General features: G+C 65.7%; 15 protein-coding genes. 8 read left to right on the forward strand and 7 right to left on the reverse strand.

Annotation, left to right across the window (positions count from 1 at the left end):
* Window positions 1-122: 122 nt before the first annotated feature.
* Together LTH96_RS10475 and LTH96_RS10480 are read right to left on the reverse strand one after the other, a co-directional pair.
* On the reverse strand, window positions 123-1,796 hold the full coding sequence (locus LTH96_RS10475) for an ABC transporter permease (protein WP_241465677.1): 1,674 nt from the start codon (window positions 1,794-1,796) through the stop codon (window positions 123-125).
* Window positions 1,793-2,767, reverse strand: coding sequence for an ABC transporter ATP-binding protein (locus LTH96_RS10480; protein WP_241465678.1), 975 nt, complete (start codon window positions 2,765-2,767; stop codon window positions 1,793-1,795). The genes LTH96_RS10475 and LTH96_RS10480 overlap by 4 nt, the downstream gene beginning before the upstream one ends.
* 252 nt (window positions 2,768-3,019) lie before the next feature.
* On the opposite strand from LTH96_RS10480, the gene rpmH reads away from it, so the two are divergent.
* The 8 genes from rpmH to LTH96_RS10520 all read left to right on the forward strand — a co-directional run bounded on the left by rpmH (window position 3,020) and on the right by LTH96_RS10520 (window position 10,358).
* Window positions 3,020-3,157, forward strand: a complete 138-nt coding sequence (gene rpmH, locus LTH96_RS10485) for a 50S ribosomal protein L34 (RefSeq protein ID WP_083504652.1) — start codon at window positions 3,020-3,022, stop codon at window positions 3,155-3,157.
* Window positions 3,158-3,333: 176 nt separating this feature from the next.
* Complete coding sequence (gene rnpA, locus LTH96_RS10490) at window positions 3,334-3,729, forward strand: ribonuclease P protein component (RefSeq protein WP_241465679.1); 396 nt, start codon at window positions 3,334-3,336, stop codon at window positions 3,727-3,729.
* Between the two features lie 230 nt (window positions 3,730-3,959).
* On the forward strand, window positions 3,960-4,244 hold the full coding sequence (yidD, locus tag LTH96_RS10495; protein WP_370644437.1) for a membrane protein insertion efficiency factor YidD: 285 nt from the start codon (window positions 3,960-3,962) through the stop codon (window positions 4,242-4,244).
* 68 nt (window positions 4,245-4,312) lie between these two features.
* The gene (gene yidC / locus LTH96_RS10500; protein ID WP_241465680.1) at window positions 4,313-5,275 is read left to right on the forward strand and encodes a membrane protein insertase YidC; all 963 of its coding nucleotides are present in this window, start codon (window positions 4,313-4,315) and stop codon (window positions 5,273-5,275) included.
* 5 nt (window positions 5,276-5,280) lie between these two features.
* Window positions 5,281-5,946: a R3H domain-containing nucleic acid-binding protein gene (locus LTH96_RS10505; RefSeq protein WP_241465681.1), complete on the forward strand. Its 666-nt coding sequence runs from the start codon at window positions 5,281-5,283 to the stop codon at window positions 5,944-5,946.
* Window positions 5,947-6,027: 81 nt separating this feature from the next.
* Entirely contained in the window at window positions 6,028-6,777 is a 750-nt protein-coding gene (gene rsmG, locus LTH96_RS10510; RefSeq protein ID WP_241465682.1) for a 16S rRNA (guanine(527)-N(7))-methyltransferase RsmG, read from the forward strand.
* Window positions 6,778-6,940: 163 nt separating this feature from the next.
* Window positions 6,941-7,915, forward strand: coding sequence for an AAA family ATPase (locus tag LTH96_RS10515; protein ID WP_342357749.1), 975 nt, complete (start codon window positions 6,941-6,943; stop codon window positions 7,913-7,915).
* A gap of 1,126 nt (window positions 7,916-9,041) precedes the next feature.
* On the forward strand, window positions 9,042-10,358 hold the full coding sequence (locus tag LTH96_RS10520) for a ParB/RepB/Spo0J family partition protein (protein ID WP_370644433.1): 1,317 nt from the start codon (window positions 9,042-9,044) through the stop codon (window positions 10,356-10,358).
* A gap of 108 nt (window positions 10,359-10,466) precedes the next feature.
* On the opposite strand, the gene trxA is transcribed toward LTH96_RS10520, so the two are convergent.
* The 5 genes from trxA to LTH96_RS10545 all read right to left on the reverse strand — a co-directional run bounded on the left by trxA (window position 10,467) and on the right by LTH96_RS10545 (window position 16,239).
* Entirely contained in the window at window positions 10,467-10,793 is a 327-nt protein-coding gene (trxA, locus tag LTH96_RS10525; RefSeq protein ID WP_241465685.1) for a thioredoxin, read from the reverse strand.
* Window positions 10,794-10,807: 14 nt separating this feature from the next.
* Window positions 10,808-11,818 carry a thioredoxin-disulfide reductase gene (gene trxB / locus LTH96_RS10530; protein ID WP_370642740.1) on the reverse strand — a complete coding sequence of 337 codons (1,011 nt, stop codon included), beginning with the start codon at window positions 11,816-11,818 and terminating at the stop codon, window positions 10,808-10,810.
* A 116-nt stretch (window positions 11,819-11,934) separates the two neighbouring features.
* Window positions 11,935-13,824 carry a hypothetical protein gene (locus LTH96_RS10535; protein WP_241465687.1) on the reverse strand — a complete coding sequence of 630 codons (1,890 nt, stop codon included), beginning with the start codon at window positions 13,822-13,824 and terminating at the stop codon, window positions 11,935-11,937.
* 69 nt (window positions 13,825-13,893) lie between these two features.
* Window positions 13,894-15,663: a murein biosynthesis integral membrane protein MurJ gene (gene murJ, locus LTH96_RS10540; protein ID WP_241465688.1), complete on the reverse strand. Its 1,770-nt coding sequence runs from the start codon at window positions 15,661-15,663 to the stop codon at window positions 13,894-13,896.
* A 21-nt stretch (window positions 15,664-15,684) separates the two neighbouring features.
* Window positions 15,685-16,239 carry an NUDIX hydrolase gene (locus LTH96_RS10545; protein WP_370642739.1) on the reverse strand — a complete coding sequence of 185 codons (555 nt, stop codon included), beginning with the start codon at window positions 16,237-16,239 and terminating at the stop codon, window positions 15,685-15,687.
* Window positions 16,240-16,310 lie beyond the last annotated feature (71 nt).

The following is a 16,310-nucleotide window of genomic DNA, read 5'->3' on the forward strand; positions in this document are numbered from 1 at the left end:
GATCTCTGACTCAGCAGGCACGCTGCTCCCCTCGTATACATCGGTGAAATTCTGCCCATAGTATTCCACAGCTTCTGTGGAGAGGCCTGTGGAACAACTCTGTGCTTCCGCGTCATTGCAGGTCAGCCGCTGGGGATCTCTCGGCGGTGCCAGCCTGTGAATCCCAGGAGGATCCCGCCCACTCCGATGGCGCTGAGCCAGATCACCGGACCCCATTCGAAAGCCTCCACCGGGTACTGCGCGAGGTGTCCGAACACGTTGAGCTCGAAGAAGATCTCCGGCAGATCCAGGAGCGGACCGAAGTTTGTGATCACGGCCGCGTAGCCGAGAACGGTCCAGCCCAGCACCCCGGCGAACCGAGGCGCCCAGCCGTATGCGGCGAACGTCAGTCCCAGCACAGCCAGGACGGCGGGCCCCTGATGCAGACTGGCCAGCAGAATGTCGGTGAAGTGATCACCGGGCTCATCCGCGAGCACGGCCACGGCCGCTGCACCTGTGGCCAGGCCGGTGAGCACCAGCATGATGCTGAGTCCGCCGAGGATCACGGCGAGGTGCGCACCGAGCCAGCGAGTCCGGCTCAGCGGAGCGCTGAGAATCCACTCTGCTCGCCCGTGCTTCTCCTCACCACGCAGCTGTTGGACCCCGCCGACTCCCGCGGCGGCGACGAAGAGTGCCAGAAACATCGCCATATAGGCCAGATATCCCAGCAGCACAGTCTCTCCGCTGAAGAAGCTGCGGAACTCTTCGGGCAGGTCCGCGGCGGTGTCGACCATGGATTGGGCGTAGCTGCCGAAGAGCGCTCCACAGAGGACGACTGCAATCCCCCAGCCGCGCAGACCGCCGCGAAGGGTGTGCGTCGCCACACCTAGGGGTGTCGCCAGCCGGGGCCGAGCCCTGGACCTGCCGAGCCGGGAGGGCAGCAGCCCGGCCCCGAGATCGCGCCGGGTGCTCAGCTCGTACGCGCCGAGGACTGCTGCGGCGGCCAGCGCCAGACAGGGCAGCAGCGGCCACCAGCGATCTTCGACGTAGGGGGCGGTCTGCTGGGACCAGCCGAGGGGGGAGAACCAGGACAGCGTGGTCCCCTCGACGGCCGCCATGTCACCGAGCATCCGGATCAGATACGCCAGCCCCAGCAGGGCACCGGTGAGTGCGGAGGCCGAACGGGAGGTCTCGGTCAGCTGGGCGGCGAGAGCCGCCGCGGCGGCGAAGAAAAGTCCGACGGATGCCCCGGAACCGGCCACCAGCAGCGACCCTGTCAGCGCGAACCCACCGGAGAGCGCACCGAGGAGCACCAGCGCCGCCGCCGCTGCATTGGCCAGCAGCACCAGAATCAGCGCCGCGGTGAGCGTGGCGTGCCGACCCAGCACATCGGCACGCAGAAGCTCCGCCCTGCCGGAGGCCTCTTCGGCGCGCGTGTGCCGAACCACGGTGAACATGCTCATCAGAGCGGTGAGGATGTAGATGAACAGCACATAGCCGGCCGCATAGAAGCGCTCGAAGGTGGGTGACTCCATGCCGTAGGCCGGACCAGTCATCAGCCGTCCGACCGGCTCCGCGAACAGCCCCGCCATCTGGGCCAGCTCCGCCTCGTCGGTCACCAGTGCTTGCACAGCGTTGGCCACGTAGAAGCTCATCAGCCCGATGCCCACCACCCAGAGGCTCAGCCGAACCCGGTCCTGACGCAGCAGAAACCGCAGCAGGACACCGGTGCCGACCAGGCTCGCCTGGGTTTGACCGCTGGTGCTGCCGGACCTGTTGCCGGACCTGCTGGAGGACCGGGCCTGCGCCGTCGTCATGGTGCTGAAGTCTTGGAGACGGAGTTGCTGGAGGCGGAAGGATGGGACTCCGGGATCACTCCGTAGTGCCGAATCAGGAGCTGTTCGAGCGTCGGAGGATGGGCGACGAGAGACTGCACGCCCAGGGATGCCAGGTGCGCGGTGATCTGCGCCAGGTGGTCGCTGTCGACCTCCAGGACAGTGCGGCTGGCACCGGCGGTGGTCTTCATGCGCAGATCATGAACCCCTTCGAGCTGCTGGAGTCCGGCGGTGGAGCCCTGGGTCTCGACCTCGATCGTGGTGCGGGTCATGTGGCGCATCTGCGAGAGACTGCCAGATTCAACGGTGCGGCCCTGACGAATGATGGAGATCCGGTCCGCGAGGGCCTCGACCTGCGCCAGGATATGGCTCGAGAGCAGCACCGACCGGCCCTCCCGCCGGGTCTCGGCGATGATCTGTTGAAAGACCACCTCCATCAGCGGATCCAGTCCTGAGGTCGGCTCGTCGAGGAGCAGGAGGTCGACGTCGGCCGCCAGGGCCGCGATGAGCGCCACCTTCTGCCGGTTGCCCTTGGAGTAGGTGCGGGTCTTCTTGCGAGGGTTCAGACCAAAGCGCTCGATCAGCTCGTCGCGGCGCCGGGTCACATGCCTGGATCCTGCGTCGCGACTGCGCAGCCGCAGGAACACGTCGATCACCTCGCCGCCGGAGAGGTTGGGCCAGAGCTGCACCTCCCCCGGGACGTAGGCCAGGCGGCGATGCAGGGACACCGCGTCCCGCCACGGGTCTCCGCCGAAGACCCTGACCGTTCCGGAGTCTGGACGAAGCAGGCCCAGCAGCACACGCAGCGTCGTAGATTTTCCGGACCCGTTGGGCCCCAGGAAGCCGTGGACCTCGGCCGGGTTGATCTGCAGCGACAGCTTGTCCAGGGCGAGGACATCACCGAATGACTTCGTGAGGTCCTCCACCTGGATCACGGGATCATGACCAGTCATGCCCAATCCTTTCGGCACCCCGACCGGCGCCGGGAGGTCCACCATAGGTCAGCCCGAACCCCTGGCCAATGGGTCACAACCCGGTTTATGCACAGTGTTCTGCACAGCTGTTGATGGCCGAATCGGGGCCGACTTGACGGCGGATGGAAAAAACCCCTAGTGTTGGCAGGTCGCCCCAGGGTATTGCCGTGCCTGCACGCAGATACTTTCCGGGGCCCCAATGACTTCAAACCATCCAAGTGGGAGTACACAGTGAGCAAGCGGACTTTCCAGCCGAGCAACCGCCGTCGCAGCCGCAAGCACGGCTTCCGTTCCCGTATGCGCACCCGTGCCGGCCGATCCATCATCTCGACCCGCCGCGCCAAGGGCCGCAAGGAACTCTCGGCCTGATTCAGAGCAATTCACGCTGACCAAGTGGTCAGCCGGTCCGAGCGCACAGCTGCAGGACCGACACCGCGGCCCGTCCCATCAATCAGGGATCGGGCCGTTCGTGCATCCACGCACGGGTGCACGCCTGAGGACATCCAGGGCACCATATCGTCCGCACCGAAGGAAGGTCACCAGCTGTGCTTCCCAAGGAACACCGTCTGACCTCCTCCCGAGATCATCGCGCCGCGATGCGACACGGGTCGCGCGCCGGCGGCAGCGGGCTCATGGTCTCGGTACTGCCGCGCCCGGATGACGCTGCGGTGGATCACCGGTCCTGGCGCTGCGGGCTGGTCGTGTCCAAAGCCGTGGGCAATGCTGTGGTGCGACATCGCGTGCAGCGACGACTGCGACACATCGTGATGGACCTGATGCGCCAAGAGGCGCTCGAGCCTGTTTCAGGGCACTCGCTGGACATCGTGATCCGCGCCTTCCCTGAGATCACGGCCCTGGACCACCCGCAGCTGCGCGCCGAGGTGCTCGGAGCAGCCCAGCGAGCCCAGCGGAAGTCGCTGCGCAGGGCGGCCCGGACGTGAACGAGGCTCCGGACGTGAATGAGACCTCGCACCCGGACGAGGCTTCGGACCCGGATGAGGCTTCGGACCACGAGGGCCCCCAGGGTCACCGCGCAGGCAGCGCGGGCTGGGTCCGACACCGAGACTTCTACGTGGACAAGGGGGAGTCTCCCGGTCTTCCCGCATCGGCAGTCACCGAGGCCGAGCTGCGCCGCGGATGCTGGGGGTGGATCCGCGCGGCGCCCTCCATCGTGCTGGCCTGGCTGCTGCGGGGATACCGCAAAGTCATCTCTCCCCTGTACGGTCAGGTGTGCAGCTTCTATCCGAGCTGCTCCGCCTACGGGTTGGAAGCGGTGACCGCTCACGGGGTCACTCGCGGTATTCCACTGACCCTCTGGCGGATTCTGCGCTGCAATCCCTTCACCGGTGGTGGAGTCGACCCGGTTCCACCCACGGCAAGGATTTGGCCGCAGGGTGGAGTACCGACGATCATAGAGACAAACCACCCCCCTATACCCCGCGGCGACGATGACTGATGCCATCGTCGCCCTCGAGCCGGCAGGCTGCTTTCGCATGACGCCTGGCCACGACATCTGAGAGATCCATGGGCTTTTTCGACACAATCATGTGGCCCTTCACCTGGGCCGTCTCCTTCATCCTGAGCACCTTCCACGGTCTTCTGACCGCGGTGGGACTGCCGTTCGACTCAGGATGGAACTGGGTGCTGTCCATCGTCCTGCTGGTGCTCGTGATCCGCATCATCCTGATCCCGCTGTTCGTCAAGCAGATCAAGTCGCAGCGCGGCATGCAGATCATCCAGCCCGAGGTGCAGAAGCTCCAGGCCAAGTACAAGGGCAAGAAGGACCCGGTCTCGCGCCAGCAGATGGCGCAGGAGCAGCAGGCGCTGTTCAAACAGCACAACGTGAACCCGTTCATGACGTGCCTGCCGCTGCTCGCGCAGATGCCGATCTTCTTCGCCCTGTTCTGGATGCTCAACCGGATGCGAGAGGAGCAGAACCAGGCCGAGGGCTACGGCGCGCTCAGCGCGGCAGAGGTCCAGAGCTTCGATGGTTCGGAGATCTTCGGCGTCGGGATGTCGGACATCTTTCTCCCGGCCTTCAACGTGGACCCCACACGCTGGGACGTCATCGCGCTGACCTCGGTCATGATCGTGGCCATGGTCGCCACGCAGTTCTTCACGCAGAAGCAGCTGATGAGCAAGAACATGTCCGAAGCGGCCCTGACCGGACAGTTCGCACAGACCCAGAAGATGATGCTCTACGTGCTGCCCCTGGTCTTCGTGGTCGGCGGCGTGAACTTCCCCGTCGGCGTGCTCGTCTACTGGACGGCCACCAACTTCTGGACCATGGGTCAGCAGTGGTGGGTCATCCGCAACAACCCGACGCCCGGGTCGCTGGCGGAGAAGGAACTCAACCTGCGCCGCGCCGCGCGCGGACTGCCGCCCTTCAATGAGGCGCCCAAGCCCGCTGCCGAGCAGCCCAAGCCGACTGGAAAGCACCTGGGGCAGACTTCCCAGCCTGCAAAGAAGAAGAAGAGGAAGAAGTAGCAGCCATGAGCGAGAACGAGACCCAGCTGAGCGAGACGGACGCCCCCGAGCAGGACTCGACCCCCGAGCAGGATGCGCCGTCTGAACAGCAGCACAGCGCCGCCGCAGCGGGTCAAGCCGCTCCGGTGAGCGGCGACGCCGCCGAGGCCCCCAGCGACGATGCAGAGGCCCCCAGGGATGATGCTGAGGGCGACAAGCCCCCCGCTGGAGGTGCCACCGACGAGGGTGACATCGCCGCTGACTACCTCGAAGAGCTGCTGGACATCGTTGATCTGGACGGTGATATCGACATCGAGGTCCGCGGGGGACGCACGTACGTCTCCATCGTGACCGAAGACGGCGGCGAAGAGCTCGATGACCTCGTCGGACACCGCGGCGAGGTTCTCGATGCGCTGCAGGAGCTGACTCGGCTCGCCGTGCTCACCGCCACCGGCGAGCGGACTCGGCTGATCCTGGACATCGCGGGACACCGCGACCAGCGCCAGGAGGAGCTCAAGGAGCAGGCCGAGAGCGCGATCGCCAAGGTCAGGGACCGCGGTGAGGACGAGCACCTGGAACCGATGAGTGCCTATGAGCGCAAGATCGTCCATGACTTCGTCGCCGACTCTGGACTCATCAGCGAGTCCGAGGGTGAAGGCAAGCGCCGCCACGTGGTCATCTCACCGGCCTGAGCGCGACCATCTGCCGCTGGCGTCCGATACGCCGCAGCTCAGAACAGCCGAGGATCCGGTTCTTCCCCCAAGGAGCAAGTCATGAGTGAGCCCCAGGACGACCGCGAAGCAGCCATCGCCGAGCAGATCAACGACGGCCAGCTCGGTGAGCCGGAGGTCCCCGGACAGGGACCGTCGCTCGAGGCTCCCGAGCTCACCGAGCAGGAGCAGCGCGCTGCAGAGACGCTCTTCGGTGAGCGCCTGGACCTGGCGAAGCGGTACGTGGGACACCTTTGCTCCACCGGCATCGAGCATGGCCTGCTCGGTCCGCGGGAGGTTCCCATCATGTGGTCGCGGCATGTGCTCAACTGCGCTGTGCTGGGCCCTGAGCTGTCGGCAGGGACCACGGTCGCCGACGTCGGCACAGGGGCGGGCCTTCCAGGCCTCGCCCTGGCCATCGCGCGCCCCGACGTCGAGTTCATTCTGATCGAACCCATGGAACGCCGAGTCGAGTGGCTCAGCACCGTGGTCCAGGATCTCGAGCTCGACAACGTCCAGCTCATCCGGGCACGCGCTGAGGAAGTCACTGACGAGGTCATGGCCGATGTGGTCACCGCTCGCGCCGTGACAGCACTCAAAAAGCTTTTGCCCATGACGGTTCCGCTGCTCGATGACGACGGCGAGCTGATGCTCATCAAGGGACGCAGCGCCCGTGGGGAGATCGCCGCGGCCGGAAAGTCTTTCAGCAAGCACAAGCTGGCAAACCCCACCGTCGAGCTTCTCGGCGAGGGCCTCCTTGAGGAGCCCAGCACGGTGGTGCGTTGCCGCCGTCGGTCCGCCGGACCGCGCTAGCTTCGGCTCATCCAGGGTCCTGCTCGACCCCATGCCGCTCCAAAGGCGCGGGGGGTGCCAGGTGACGGCAGTGGCCTAGACTCGTATCTGTGCCCACGCCGCGGTCCCTCCGGGGTGATGGGCACCGCCAGGTGCTCCAGTCATGACAAGGAAAGGATGGCCCGTGCAGGAGAAGCGCGTTTCACGTGAAACCAGTGGTGCCGCCAAGGCCGCCGAAGCAGCCGCGAGCACTGCAGAGGGCTCTTCGATCCTGGAGTCCCTCGCCGCGTCCTCTCCCCTGGCCGCTGAACTCGCGGACGAGAATCGCCGACGCAAGAAACTCACCACCACTGAGTTGAACCGCCCCAGCCACACCCGGGCCATCACCGTCTCCAATCAGAAGGGCGGGGTCGGCAAGACCACAAGCACCGTGAACCTGTCCGCCGCACTGGCCGATCAGGGATTCAACGTGCTGGTGATCGACATCGACCCGCAGGGAAACGCCTCCACAGCCCTGGGCGTGGATCACTCGGCGGACACCGATTCCGTCTACGACGTGCTGATCGAGGATTTCGCCCTCGCCGATGTCGTCGCTGACTGCCCGGACGTGCCTCGACTCCAAGTGGTGCCGGCCACGATCCACCTCGCCGGTGCCGAGATCGAGCTGGTCTCCCTGGTTGCTCGGGAACAGCGGCTTGCCCGCGCGCTCGCCGAGTACTACCGGTATCGCGAGGAGAACGGTCTCGAACGACTGGACTTCGTCTTCATCGACTGTCCCCCCAGCCTCGGACTGTTGACTGTGAACGCCTTCGTCGCCGCCCAGGAAGTCCTGATTCCGATCCAGTGTGAGTACTACGCGCTGGAGGGACTGAGTCAGCTGTTGAACAACATCGGCATGATCCAGAAGCACCTGAATCCGCCGCTGAAGGTCTCCACGATTCTTCTGACGATGTATGACGGTCGCACAAACCTGGCATCCCAGGTCGCGGGAGAAGTGCGCGAGCATTTCCCCGAGTCGGTGTTGAAATCCGTCATTCCGCGCAGCGTGCGCATCTCCGAGGCTCCTTCGTACCAGCAGACGGTGATCACCTACGACCGCTCCTCCACCGGCGCCCTGGCCTACCTTGAGGCCGCTGCTGAGCTCGTGCAGCGCTCCTGACCTGGAACGATTGTTGTTTCTGAGCAGTCTTTACTGTGGTGCGTGACCGAATCTCGCGCTCGAGGCGCGGCGATTCGACTACCCTGTTTCACCTGAAACGCCCTTTGACCCTCACGCGCATGCTCTAGTTCCTACGCTGGTCACTGCGGTGCACCGTGGATCCCCGGGACCCCGACGACCGTCGGTGTGTCTCCAAGGAGTCAGCCGGGCGGTCTGGCGGATCATCAACCGACACTGATCAGCTCGCGCGTCTTGGAGGCCGAGAATCAGCGGCTCTTGTGCCCATGGCGATGCGATCTGCGTTCGTTTCACGTGAAACCCATGCATGTCTGAGCCAGGCTGCCCTGACTCAGGCAGTCGACGGGCGGTGTGGTTCCATGTGGAACACACAGACGGCAAGTTGGACCGGCGTCACTGTTCGGCTGGGACCCTCGCTGCCGTGACCACCGGTTGGCTCGCGACCAGCGACCCGCCCGGGCAGAACAGCAGAAGACGCTGACGATCGTGCCGCGCCAGGGGCGTCTGCGCGCGTTTCACGTGAAACCAGCCCGTGGATGTGTTCTACTCTCTCGACCGTCCCGCCGCGAATACGTTTCACGTGGAACACGCCGAAGATTCTTCGGACGGCTGAGCCTCATTCGTCCGAGGGTCGACGCACTGGAGTCCAGGAGGTTCCATCGGTGGCGTCGAGAAGGGTTCTGCCACCCGGATCTCTGACTGCAACGCTGCGATCCGGTATTCGGCGGCGTTTCACGTGAAACCAGCCCCGCAGCGCACTCGTTTCCCATAACTGCAGCGACAATGGGGTGTTTCACGTGGAACACGCCGACCGGATGATGGGTGCCAGGGTCTTGTCAGGCCGACGGATGGACTGCTGAGCGCAAAGAAGACCATCAGCTGGGTCTGAACAGGGGCTATACAGCTGACCTTCTCGACTCGAACGCCGCGTTCCGCCGATGCGCGGCGTTTCACGTGAAACTCCCACCCATTACCCCTCGCTTGGCCCATCCGCACCTGTTTGCTCCGTAGAATAGATGTCGCCGCCATTCACACTGAGCGGTTCCAGTTCTATCTCCTAGGAGGCTGCCGAATGGCAGAACGAAAGCGGCGCGGTCTTGGTCGAGGCTTGGGCGCACTGATCAATAGTGACGCTCAGGAAGCGGAAGCAGCCCAGGCAGCCCAGCCGGCTGAGCCGGCTCAGGTCGTCGAACCGGTTCGGGAGACGGAGGCGACTGAAGACGCGGAATCGGTCGCTCCGAGCGACTCATGGGAACCTGCCCAGCAGGTTTCACGTGAAACGCGCGAGTCGCGCCCCGCTGCTCCTCGCCCCATCGACGTGTTCTTCTCGGCGAAGGCAGACCTCGATAGACAAGTCATCGCCCGGGAATCAGCCACGATCTCCAAGCCAGGCACGACGTCGCGTCGCGCGACGGCTGGTCAGCGGGCACCGATGCCAGATGTGCTGTCCCGAGCGGGTGCCAAGCCTGCCGCCGCGAAGCCTGTTGCAGCCACGGATCCACGCTCGACTGCTGAGCAGCACGTCGGCGAGGAAACGGGTCCCACAGCCGCAGTCGAGACCGCATCTGTGCCGGAGGGGGCCTGGACCAGCTCTGTTTCACGTGAAACCGGCGGATCTGTCGACGGTGCAGAGTTTCGATCCATCTCGGTCGACGCCATCGTGCCGAACTCGCGTCAGCCGCGCCAGGAATTCGACGAAGAGCACATGGATGAGTTGATCCACTCCATTCGCGAGATCGGTGTGCTGCAGCCCATCGTGGTGCGTCCGGCGGGTCCTGATCACTTCGAACTGGTCATGGGCGAGAGACGCTGGCGAGCCTCGAAGGCCGCAGACCGCGAGACGGTCCCGGCGATTGTCCGGATGACCGCCGACGACGACCTTCTCCGCGACGCTCTTTTAGAGAATATCCACAGATCACAGCTCAATCCTTTGGAGGAAGCAGCTGCATATCGTCAACTTCTCGATGATTTCAACTGTACCCAGGACGAACTTGCCGAGCGCATCGGCCGGTCTCGCCCGCAGATCAGCAACACCCTTCGGCTGATGAAGCTCCCCCCCGGCGTGCAGCGGCGAGTCGCCGCCGGGGTCCTCTCCGCGGGACATGCGCGCGCTCTGCTGGGGCTGAAGTCTCAGGAGCAGATGGATCAGCTGGCCGGACGGATCGTGGCGGAGGGACTCTCGGTGCGCGGCACAGAAGAAGCCGTGACGCTTGCGCAGCGCGATCTGGGCAGCGGCGATCTCGGCCGTGAGCGGGCGAAGAGTCCGCGGGTGCGCCAGCTGGAGGAGTTCTCCGACGCCCTGACCGATCGATTGGACACCCAGGTCAAAATCACCCTGGGGGCGAAGAAGGGCCGGATCGCCATCGACTTCGGCTCCATCGACGATCTGCACCGCTTGATGGAGATGATCGGTTCTCGTTCATGAAGTCCGAGTCTTGATGAGCCGGCCGGGTTTCACGTGAAACAGGTGGGGCCCGGAACGCTGATGCGTTCCGGGCCCCACCTGTTCGGCCTCACGAAGTGCGACGAGCGCCTACTTCAGCAGGTCGGCGAATTCCTGCTCCAGGACCTGCTTCGGCTTGGCGCCGATGGAGGACTGGACATGCTCGCCGCCCTTGAAGGCGTAGACAGCGGGGATCGACGTGATCCCGAACTTCGCGGCGGTGCCTGGGTTCTCATCCACGTTGACCTTGACGACCTCGATCTTCTCGGGGTTCTCAGCGGCCAGTTCCTCGAGGATCGGGGTCAACATGCGGCAAGGGCCGCACCATTCGGCCCAGAAGTCCACGAGGACCGGCTTATCGGCCTTCAGGACGTCCTGCTCGAAGCTTGCATCGGTGACGTTCTTGAGATCTGACATAGAGATCTCCTTCCTTAGAGCGGTACAGGTGAGGTGTGAGTCTGGGGGGAGGGCACTTCGGCCGCGTCGGAGTTCAGCGTGTCCGCGAGCCAGTGCTCGACGTCGAGGGCAGCCACACAGCCAGAACCTGCGGCCGTGATCGCCTGACGATAGGTCGGATCGAGGACGTCGCCGGCGGCGAAGACGCCGGGCAGCGAGGTCCTGGAGCTGCGTCCGTCGACCCATGCCGTGCCGTCCTCGGTCAAGGTGATCTGATCCTTGAAGAGCTCCGTGCGTGGGTCATGACCGATAGCGACGAAGAGACCTGTCACATCCAGGGATGAGGGTGCGCCGGTGGTGGTGTCGCGAAGGATCAGGCGGCTGACCTTGCCTTCACCTTGGACCTCGGTGACCTCGGTGTTCCAGATGAATTCGATCTTCTCGTTGGCCTTGGCCCGATCGATCATGATCTGTGAGGCGCGCAGCTCCTGTCGGCGGTGCAGGACCGTGACCTTGGAGGCGAACTTGGTCAGGAACAGCGCCTCTTCCATGGCGGAATCGCCGCCGCCGACCACGGCGATGTTCTGATCCCGGAAGAAGAACCCGTCGCATGTCGCGCACCAGCTGACTCCGTGGCCGGAGAGTGCCTTCTCGCCGGGCACGCCCAGCTCACGGTAGGCCGAGCCGGTGGCGAGCACCACCGCGCGGGAATGCAGCACGTCTCCGGCGCCCGTGGTGATCTGCTTGATCGGCCGGTCCAGGAGAAGCTCGGTGGCGTCCTCGTGGCGAATGTCGGTTCCGAAGCGTCGGGCCTGTTGTTCCATGTTCATCATGAGGTCCGGGCCCATGATGCCGTCGGGGAAGCCGGGGAAGTTCTCCACGTCGGTGGTGTTCATCAGCTCCCCTCCGGCGGTCACAGAGCCGGTGAGCATGATGGGCTTGAGGTTTGCGCGAGCCATGTAGACGGCCGCGGTGTAGCCAGCAGGGCCGGAGCCGATGATGACCACGTCGTGAACCTGGTCAGGGGTCTGTTCAGTCACAATCACATGTCCTTAGCAACGGTCGTGGTGTCTGGAATATTGAACATCATCGATGTTCAACCTATTCCATCACCCGCCAGCCTACTGGAGCGATGCGCGGGACCCCACTGAGCGGACCGGGGTCAGTCGAGGCTGATCTCGGCCAGTTCGGTGCTGAAGGGGAGTCCAGCGGCGTTGGGGTCGTCCTGACTGGGCAGCTCGGTGATGTTGATGATCACGTAGGCGGCCTCCCCCTCGGTCTCGACCTCCACGGTCGTCTCGTTCCAGTTCAGGGTGCCGTCGCCGACCTGCTCTGCGCCCTCGAAGCTCGGCGTGTCATTGACCAGGACCTCGAAGGATCCCCCGGAGGACCCGCCCTCCTGGGTGAGCGTGACCGCGGAGACCTCTGCGGGCTCCTCGAGTTCAGCCACCAGGCCGACGCCGGAGCTGAATCCACCGAAATCAGCGGTCGCGAAGGACAGGGTGACCCAGGTGGTGGAGGTGTCCCCGTCGAAGAGATTGGCCAGCTGACCGTCGCGGTCGGCGATGAGGTCTGGAGAGTCGGGCACCACGCGGGTGATGTTCGCGATCTCCGGCTCCACTCCGGCGTCTTCGTCAGGGGCGGACTCCTCGGTGGAGCCTTCCTGGTCACCTTCTGCGTCCCCATTCTCCTCCGCGGGGGCGTCCTCGGTCCCGTCGACCTGATCCTGCCCGGCGGCGGTGTCGGGCGTCTCGCCGCCGCGCAGGTTCAGGAACACGATCACCGCGGCGACCAGCAGAAGCGCCGCCAGCGCTGCTGCGGTGACCCAGCGGCCGATGCCGGGCTTCTCGTCCTTGAAGTCTGTGTCGCTGGGCTCTTCGGCCGGCGGACCTGCGGCTGCGCCGGAGACGGCCGCAGCAGGAGGGCCTGCGGACTCGGAGCCGGGGCGCTCGACGCGCGCCGCGCCGGAAAGGTCCAGCGCAGGAGCGGCCGCTGCGGAGGCCTGCATGGCCGCTTCGTCCTCGACGCGGGGGACGGGTCGAATCAGTCCGGTGAAGGAGACCGAATCGCTGAGTCGCCGGGATCTGGGCGGCCCGGGAAGCGGGGCGTGGGCCGGGGCGGGTGGCAGGTCGTAGTCATCGACGAGTGAGTCCGGCGGGTTGTCCACGACCTCGTCACCGTCGGGCAGCTCCGAGGCCTGCATCTCCGCGGGCTCGGCGGCAGCGGCTGAGTCGCCGTGCTCGGCGACCCAGGCGGCCTCGTCCTCGGTGGGCGCACCCGCGGCGGCGCTGGAGTCGTCCGAGACCGTGGACTCGGAGCCTGGGGCGGGGGAAGATGCGGCAGAAGCACCCGAGGCGGCGGGGGCGGCGGTGTCCCGGGTGCCGGAGAAGTCCTCCTGGGTGTCCGCTGCGGGGTCTGCGCTGGTGACCTCCATGTCGCTGCGCAGGTACGCTGCGGCGGCCGCACGGCCCTGCTCAGCCTGTCCCTCAGCGACTGCCAGGGCGGCGGCGTCGGTCTCGGTGTTCAGCCGGCGGTTCAGCGAGTCGGAGACCTTGTCCAGGAAGGCGGGCCGACGCCGGCGGAAGCGTCGGGCGTGATCCTCGGGCCGGTCATCGGTGGAGCCCACATGCAGTCCGGCGTAGTACTCGTCGTCGTCCTCGTAGGTCTCCGGCTCCATCACGCGGGACTGTCCGAAGAGCTCGGAGCCCAGCGAATCGGTGAAGAAGGGCTCCACATAGGGCGCGGTGTCAGGCACCACCAGATCCAGCAGGGTGTTTGGATCCACCAGCGAGGAGATCAGGTAGGTCCGCTCCTCGGCCAGGCCGAGATCGAGCACCTGGACGTCGGAGTCGCGGGAGCCCATCGCCAGTTCGCGCGCGGAGGTGGCCACCTGTTTGGCGTTGGACCGTGAGGCCAGCAGGATGCTGACGTCTCGGTCGAGGACCTCGTCGCTCGCCTGGAAGACGATGTCCTGATCAGCTGACGTCACCACGTGATGGGTGATGCGGTACCGCCCACCAACTACATCGCCGACGCCGAAAGGCTGCGCCACAAGTCCTCCTCGGTCCGGGAAACATCCTGGCGCCCAACTCAGGCGACCAGCTTCACATCGTGGTCAAGCCTACCGGGCCAGGCGGGACAGTGCGGGAACTCGCCTGGCCAGCGGCGCGATCGCCGCGGTGAACTCATTCACGCGCAGCCAGCGCAGCATCAGCACGAAGACCACCGCCATCACCACACCGACGACGGCGCAGCTGATCACCGCGGTGAAGATGGAGTCCCAGGCGAAGCCCCAGTCATAGCCGCCGAGCAGCCAGAGGACGGCGGCGCCGGCAAGTCCAGCCACACCCGCGCAGGCTCCGGAGCGCAGATACGCGCTGAGCACGGAGGCGAAGTCAAAGCCGCCCCAGCGCCGGACCACCAACAGGTGGCAGATCAGGTACTGCAGCATGTGCAGCGCCGTGAAGAGCCCGATCACCAGGTAGGGGATCTGCTCTTCGGGGATGACCCCGGCCAGGCCGTAGGCGGTGGTCAGCCCCACCACCGCGATGATCGCGTAGATCAACATCGGGGTCTTGGCGTCTTCGGCCGAGTAGAAGACCCGCATCAGGTAGAAGCTGGCTGAGCGGAAGGGCATGCCTAAGGCGAGGAGCACCAGCAGCTGCCCGATGGCCGCGCCGGCGAGGTTGGCGTCGGCCGCGGCGCCGCCGAAGATCCGCCCCAGCGGGCCGGCGAGCACCAGCACCGCCACCATGCAGAACATCACCGGGATGGCGAAGATCCGCAGCCCCTCGTTGATGATCTCCCGGGCCCTGCCGTAGCGGCCCAGGTCCATGGCGCGGGCCAGCTGGTTGAACAGCACCGTGGCGATCGAGAGCACGAAGACCGAGTGCGGCAGGATCGCGATCAGCTCCGCGACATTGGCGGCATACTCCCCGGGCACCGAGGCGCCGAGTTCTCCCATCTCCTCACGGGTGGCCGTCGCACCGGAGATCAGCCGCATGTAGAGCAGGTTGGCGACGTTGCCGATGAGCATCGTCACCAGGGTCCACCCGGCGATCCGGCCCGTGGAGGCCAGGCCCATGCCCTTGAGTCCGAACTTCGGGCGCAGCCGCAGCCCGAGCCGGGAGAGCGGCCACAGCAGCAGCAGCGCCTGGGCGATGATGCCCACGGTGTGGCCCGCTGCGAGCCAGATGGTCTGCTGCGCGGTCCACTCGGTGAGCTGATCGTCGCTGGCGGCGTATTGGCCGAAGGTGATGATGAAGCTCAGGATCACCCCGATGGCGATCAGGTTGTTCAGCACCGGAGCCCACATGTACCAGCCGAAGCGGGCGTTGGCGTTGAGCACCTGGCCGGTGACCGCGTAGAGCCCGTAGAAGAAGATCTGCGGCAGCGTCCAGATCGCGAAGGCCGTGCCCAGCGCGAGCATCGGTTCGGTCCAGTTGCGGGTCAGCGTGAGGATGATCGGATATGCAGCCAGGGTGAGCAGCACGGTGAACGCCGCCAGCACGGTGATGGTCAGCGTGAGCAGCCGGGAGGTGTAGTCGGCGCCCCGATCCGAGCGCCGCGCGGCCTTGATCAGCTGCGGGACCAGGACCACGTTGAACATCCCGCCGGCGAGCAGCAGGTAGACGACGTTGGGGACCGTGTTGGCCTTCTCGAAGACATCGCCCACCAGCGTGGTCGAGCCGATCGCCACCGCCAGCAGTGCGGTGCGCACGATGCCGAGCACCCGGGACACCAGCGTTCCGGCTGCCATGATCGCGCTGGCCCGGGCAAGGCCTTTGGCGGGAAGGTGGCCTTGATCGGCCGTGGGGTCCGGGGTCGAGGGAGTCGAGGGCGGAGGCGGCGGTGGACCGGTTTCGGTCTGACCGGGGGAAGCGGCAGTCATCGTCAGTGGACTATAGCCGGATCAGCTGGACTGCACAGACTCATCGATCACCGCTCGGGCGAGATTCACGATCCGGCGCTCATTGGGGAAGGACAGGGTGCGATCCAGCGCGTCCATGCTCACCCAGGCGACGTCGACGGCTTCATGATCGGGATCGTTCTCGATGCTCAGCTCCCCGCCCACGGCTTCCATCAGGTAGTGGTGCACGGTCTTGTGGACCCGGTGCGAGGGGACGGTGAACCAGTATTCGATGCTGCCCAGGGAGGTCAGGATGGCGCCCTCGACGCCGGTCTCCTCGGCCACCTCGCGCAGCGCGGCCTCCTCGAAGGTCTCGGTGCCCTCGGGGTGGCCCTTGGGAAGACACCATTCAAGGCGTCCGCCGCGGTTGTAGCGGGCGATGATGGCGACCTCGAAGCCGTTGGAGGCCGGGCGGATGATCACCCCGCCGGCGCTGACCTCTTCGACCGTCGGAAGGCTCCCCTGCTGCCGCGTGGTCTGCCGAGCCGGCATGCGCCGGGCACCCATTGACACTGTCAATGGGGTGCGCCGTTCATCGCCGGTCTCCGGTCTGTTCATACCGAACACTCTAATCGGAGTGCCGCGAAGATCCCGTCGCGGTGGACTTCGCCGAGCGTGCATGCCGGTGC

The organism is Nesterenkonia sp. LB17 (genome assembly GCF_022565915.1).
GTDB lineage: Bacteria > Actinomycetota > Actinomycetes > Actinomycetales > Micrococcaceae > Nesterenkonia.

Excerpts from the sequence above, each read along its gene's own strand:
- murJ (WP_241465688.1), bottom strand. The coding sequence starts at position 15,663 with ATGACTGCCGCTTCCCCCGGTCAGACCGAAACCGGTCCACCGCCGCCT.
- rsmG (WP_241465682.1), top strand. The coding sequence starts at position 6,028 with ATGAGTGAGCCCCAGGACGACCGCGAAGCAGCCATCGCCGAGCAGATC.
- LTH96_RS10545 (WP_370642739.1), bottom strand. The coding sequence starts at position 16,239 with ATGAACAGACCGGAGACCGGCGATGAACGGCGCACCCCATTGACAGTG.
- LTH96_RS10480 (WP_241465678.1), bottom strand. The coding sequence starts at position 2,767 with ATGACTGGTCATGATCCCGTGATCCAGGTGGAGGACCTCACGAAGTCA.
- yidC (WP_241465680.1), top strand. The coding sequence starts at position 4,313 with ATGGGCTTTTTCGACACAATCATGTGGCCCTTCACCTGGGCCGTCTCC.
- LTH96_RS10475 (WP_241465677.1), bottom strand. The coding sequence starts at position 1,796 with ATGACGACGGCGCAGGCCCGGTCCTCCAGCAGGTCCGGCAACAGGTCC.
- trxA (WP_241465685.1), bottom strand. The coding sequence starts at position 10,793 with ATGTCAGATCTCAAGAACGTCACCGATGCAAGCTTCGAGCAGGACGTC.
- LTH96_RS10505 (WP_241465681.1), top strand. The coding sequence starts at position 5,281 with ATGAGCGAGAACGAGACCCAGCTGAGCGAGACGGACGCCCCCGAGCAG.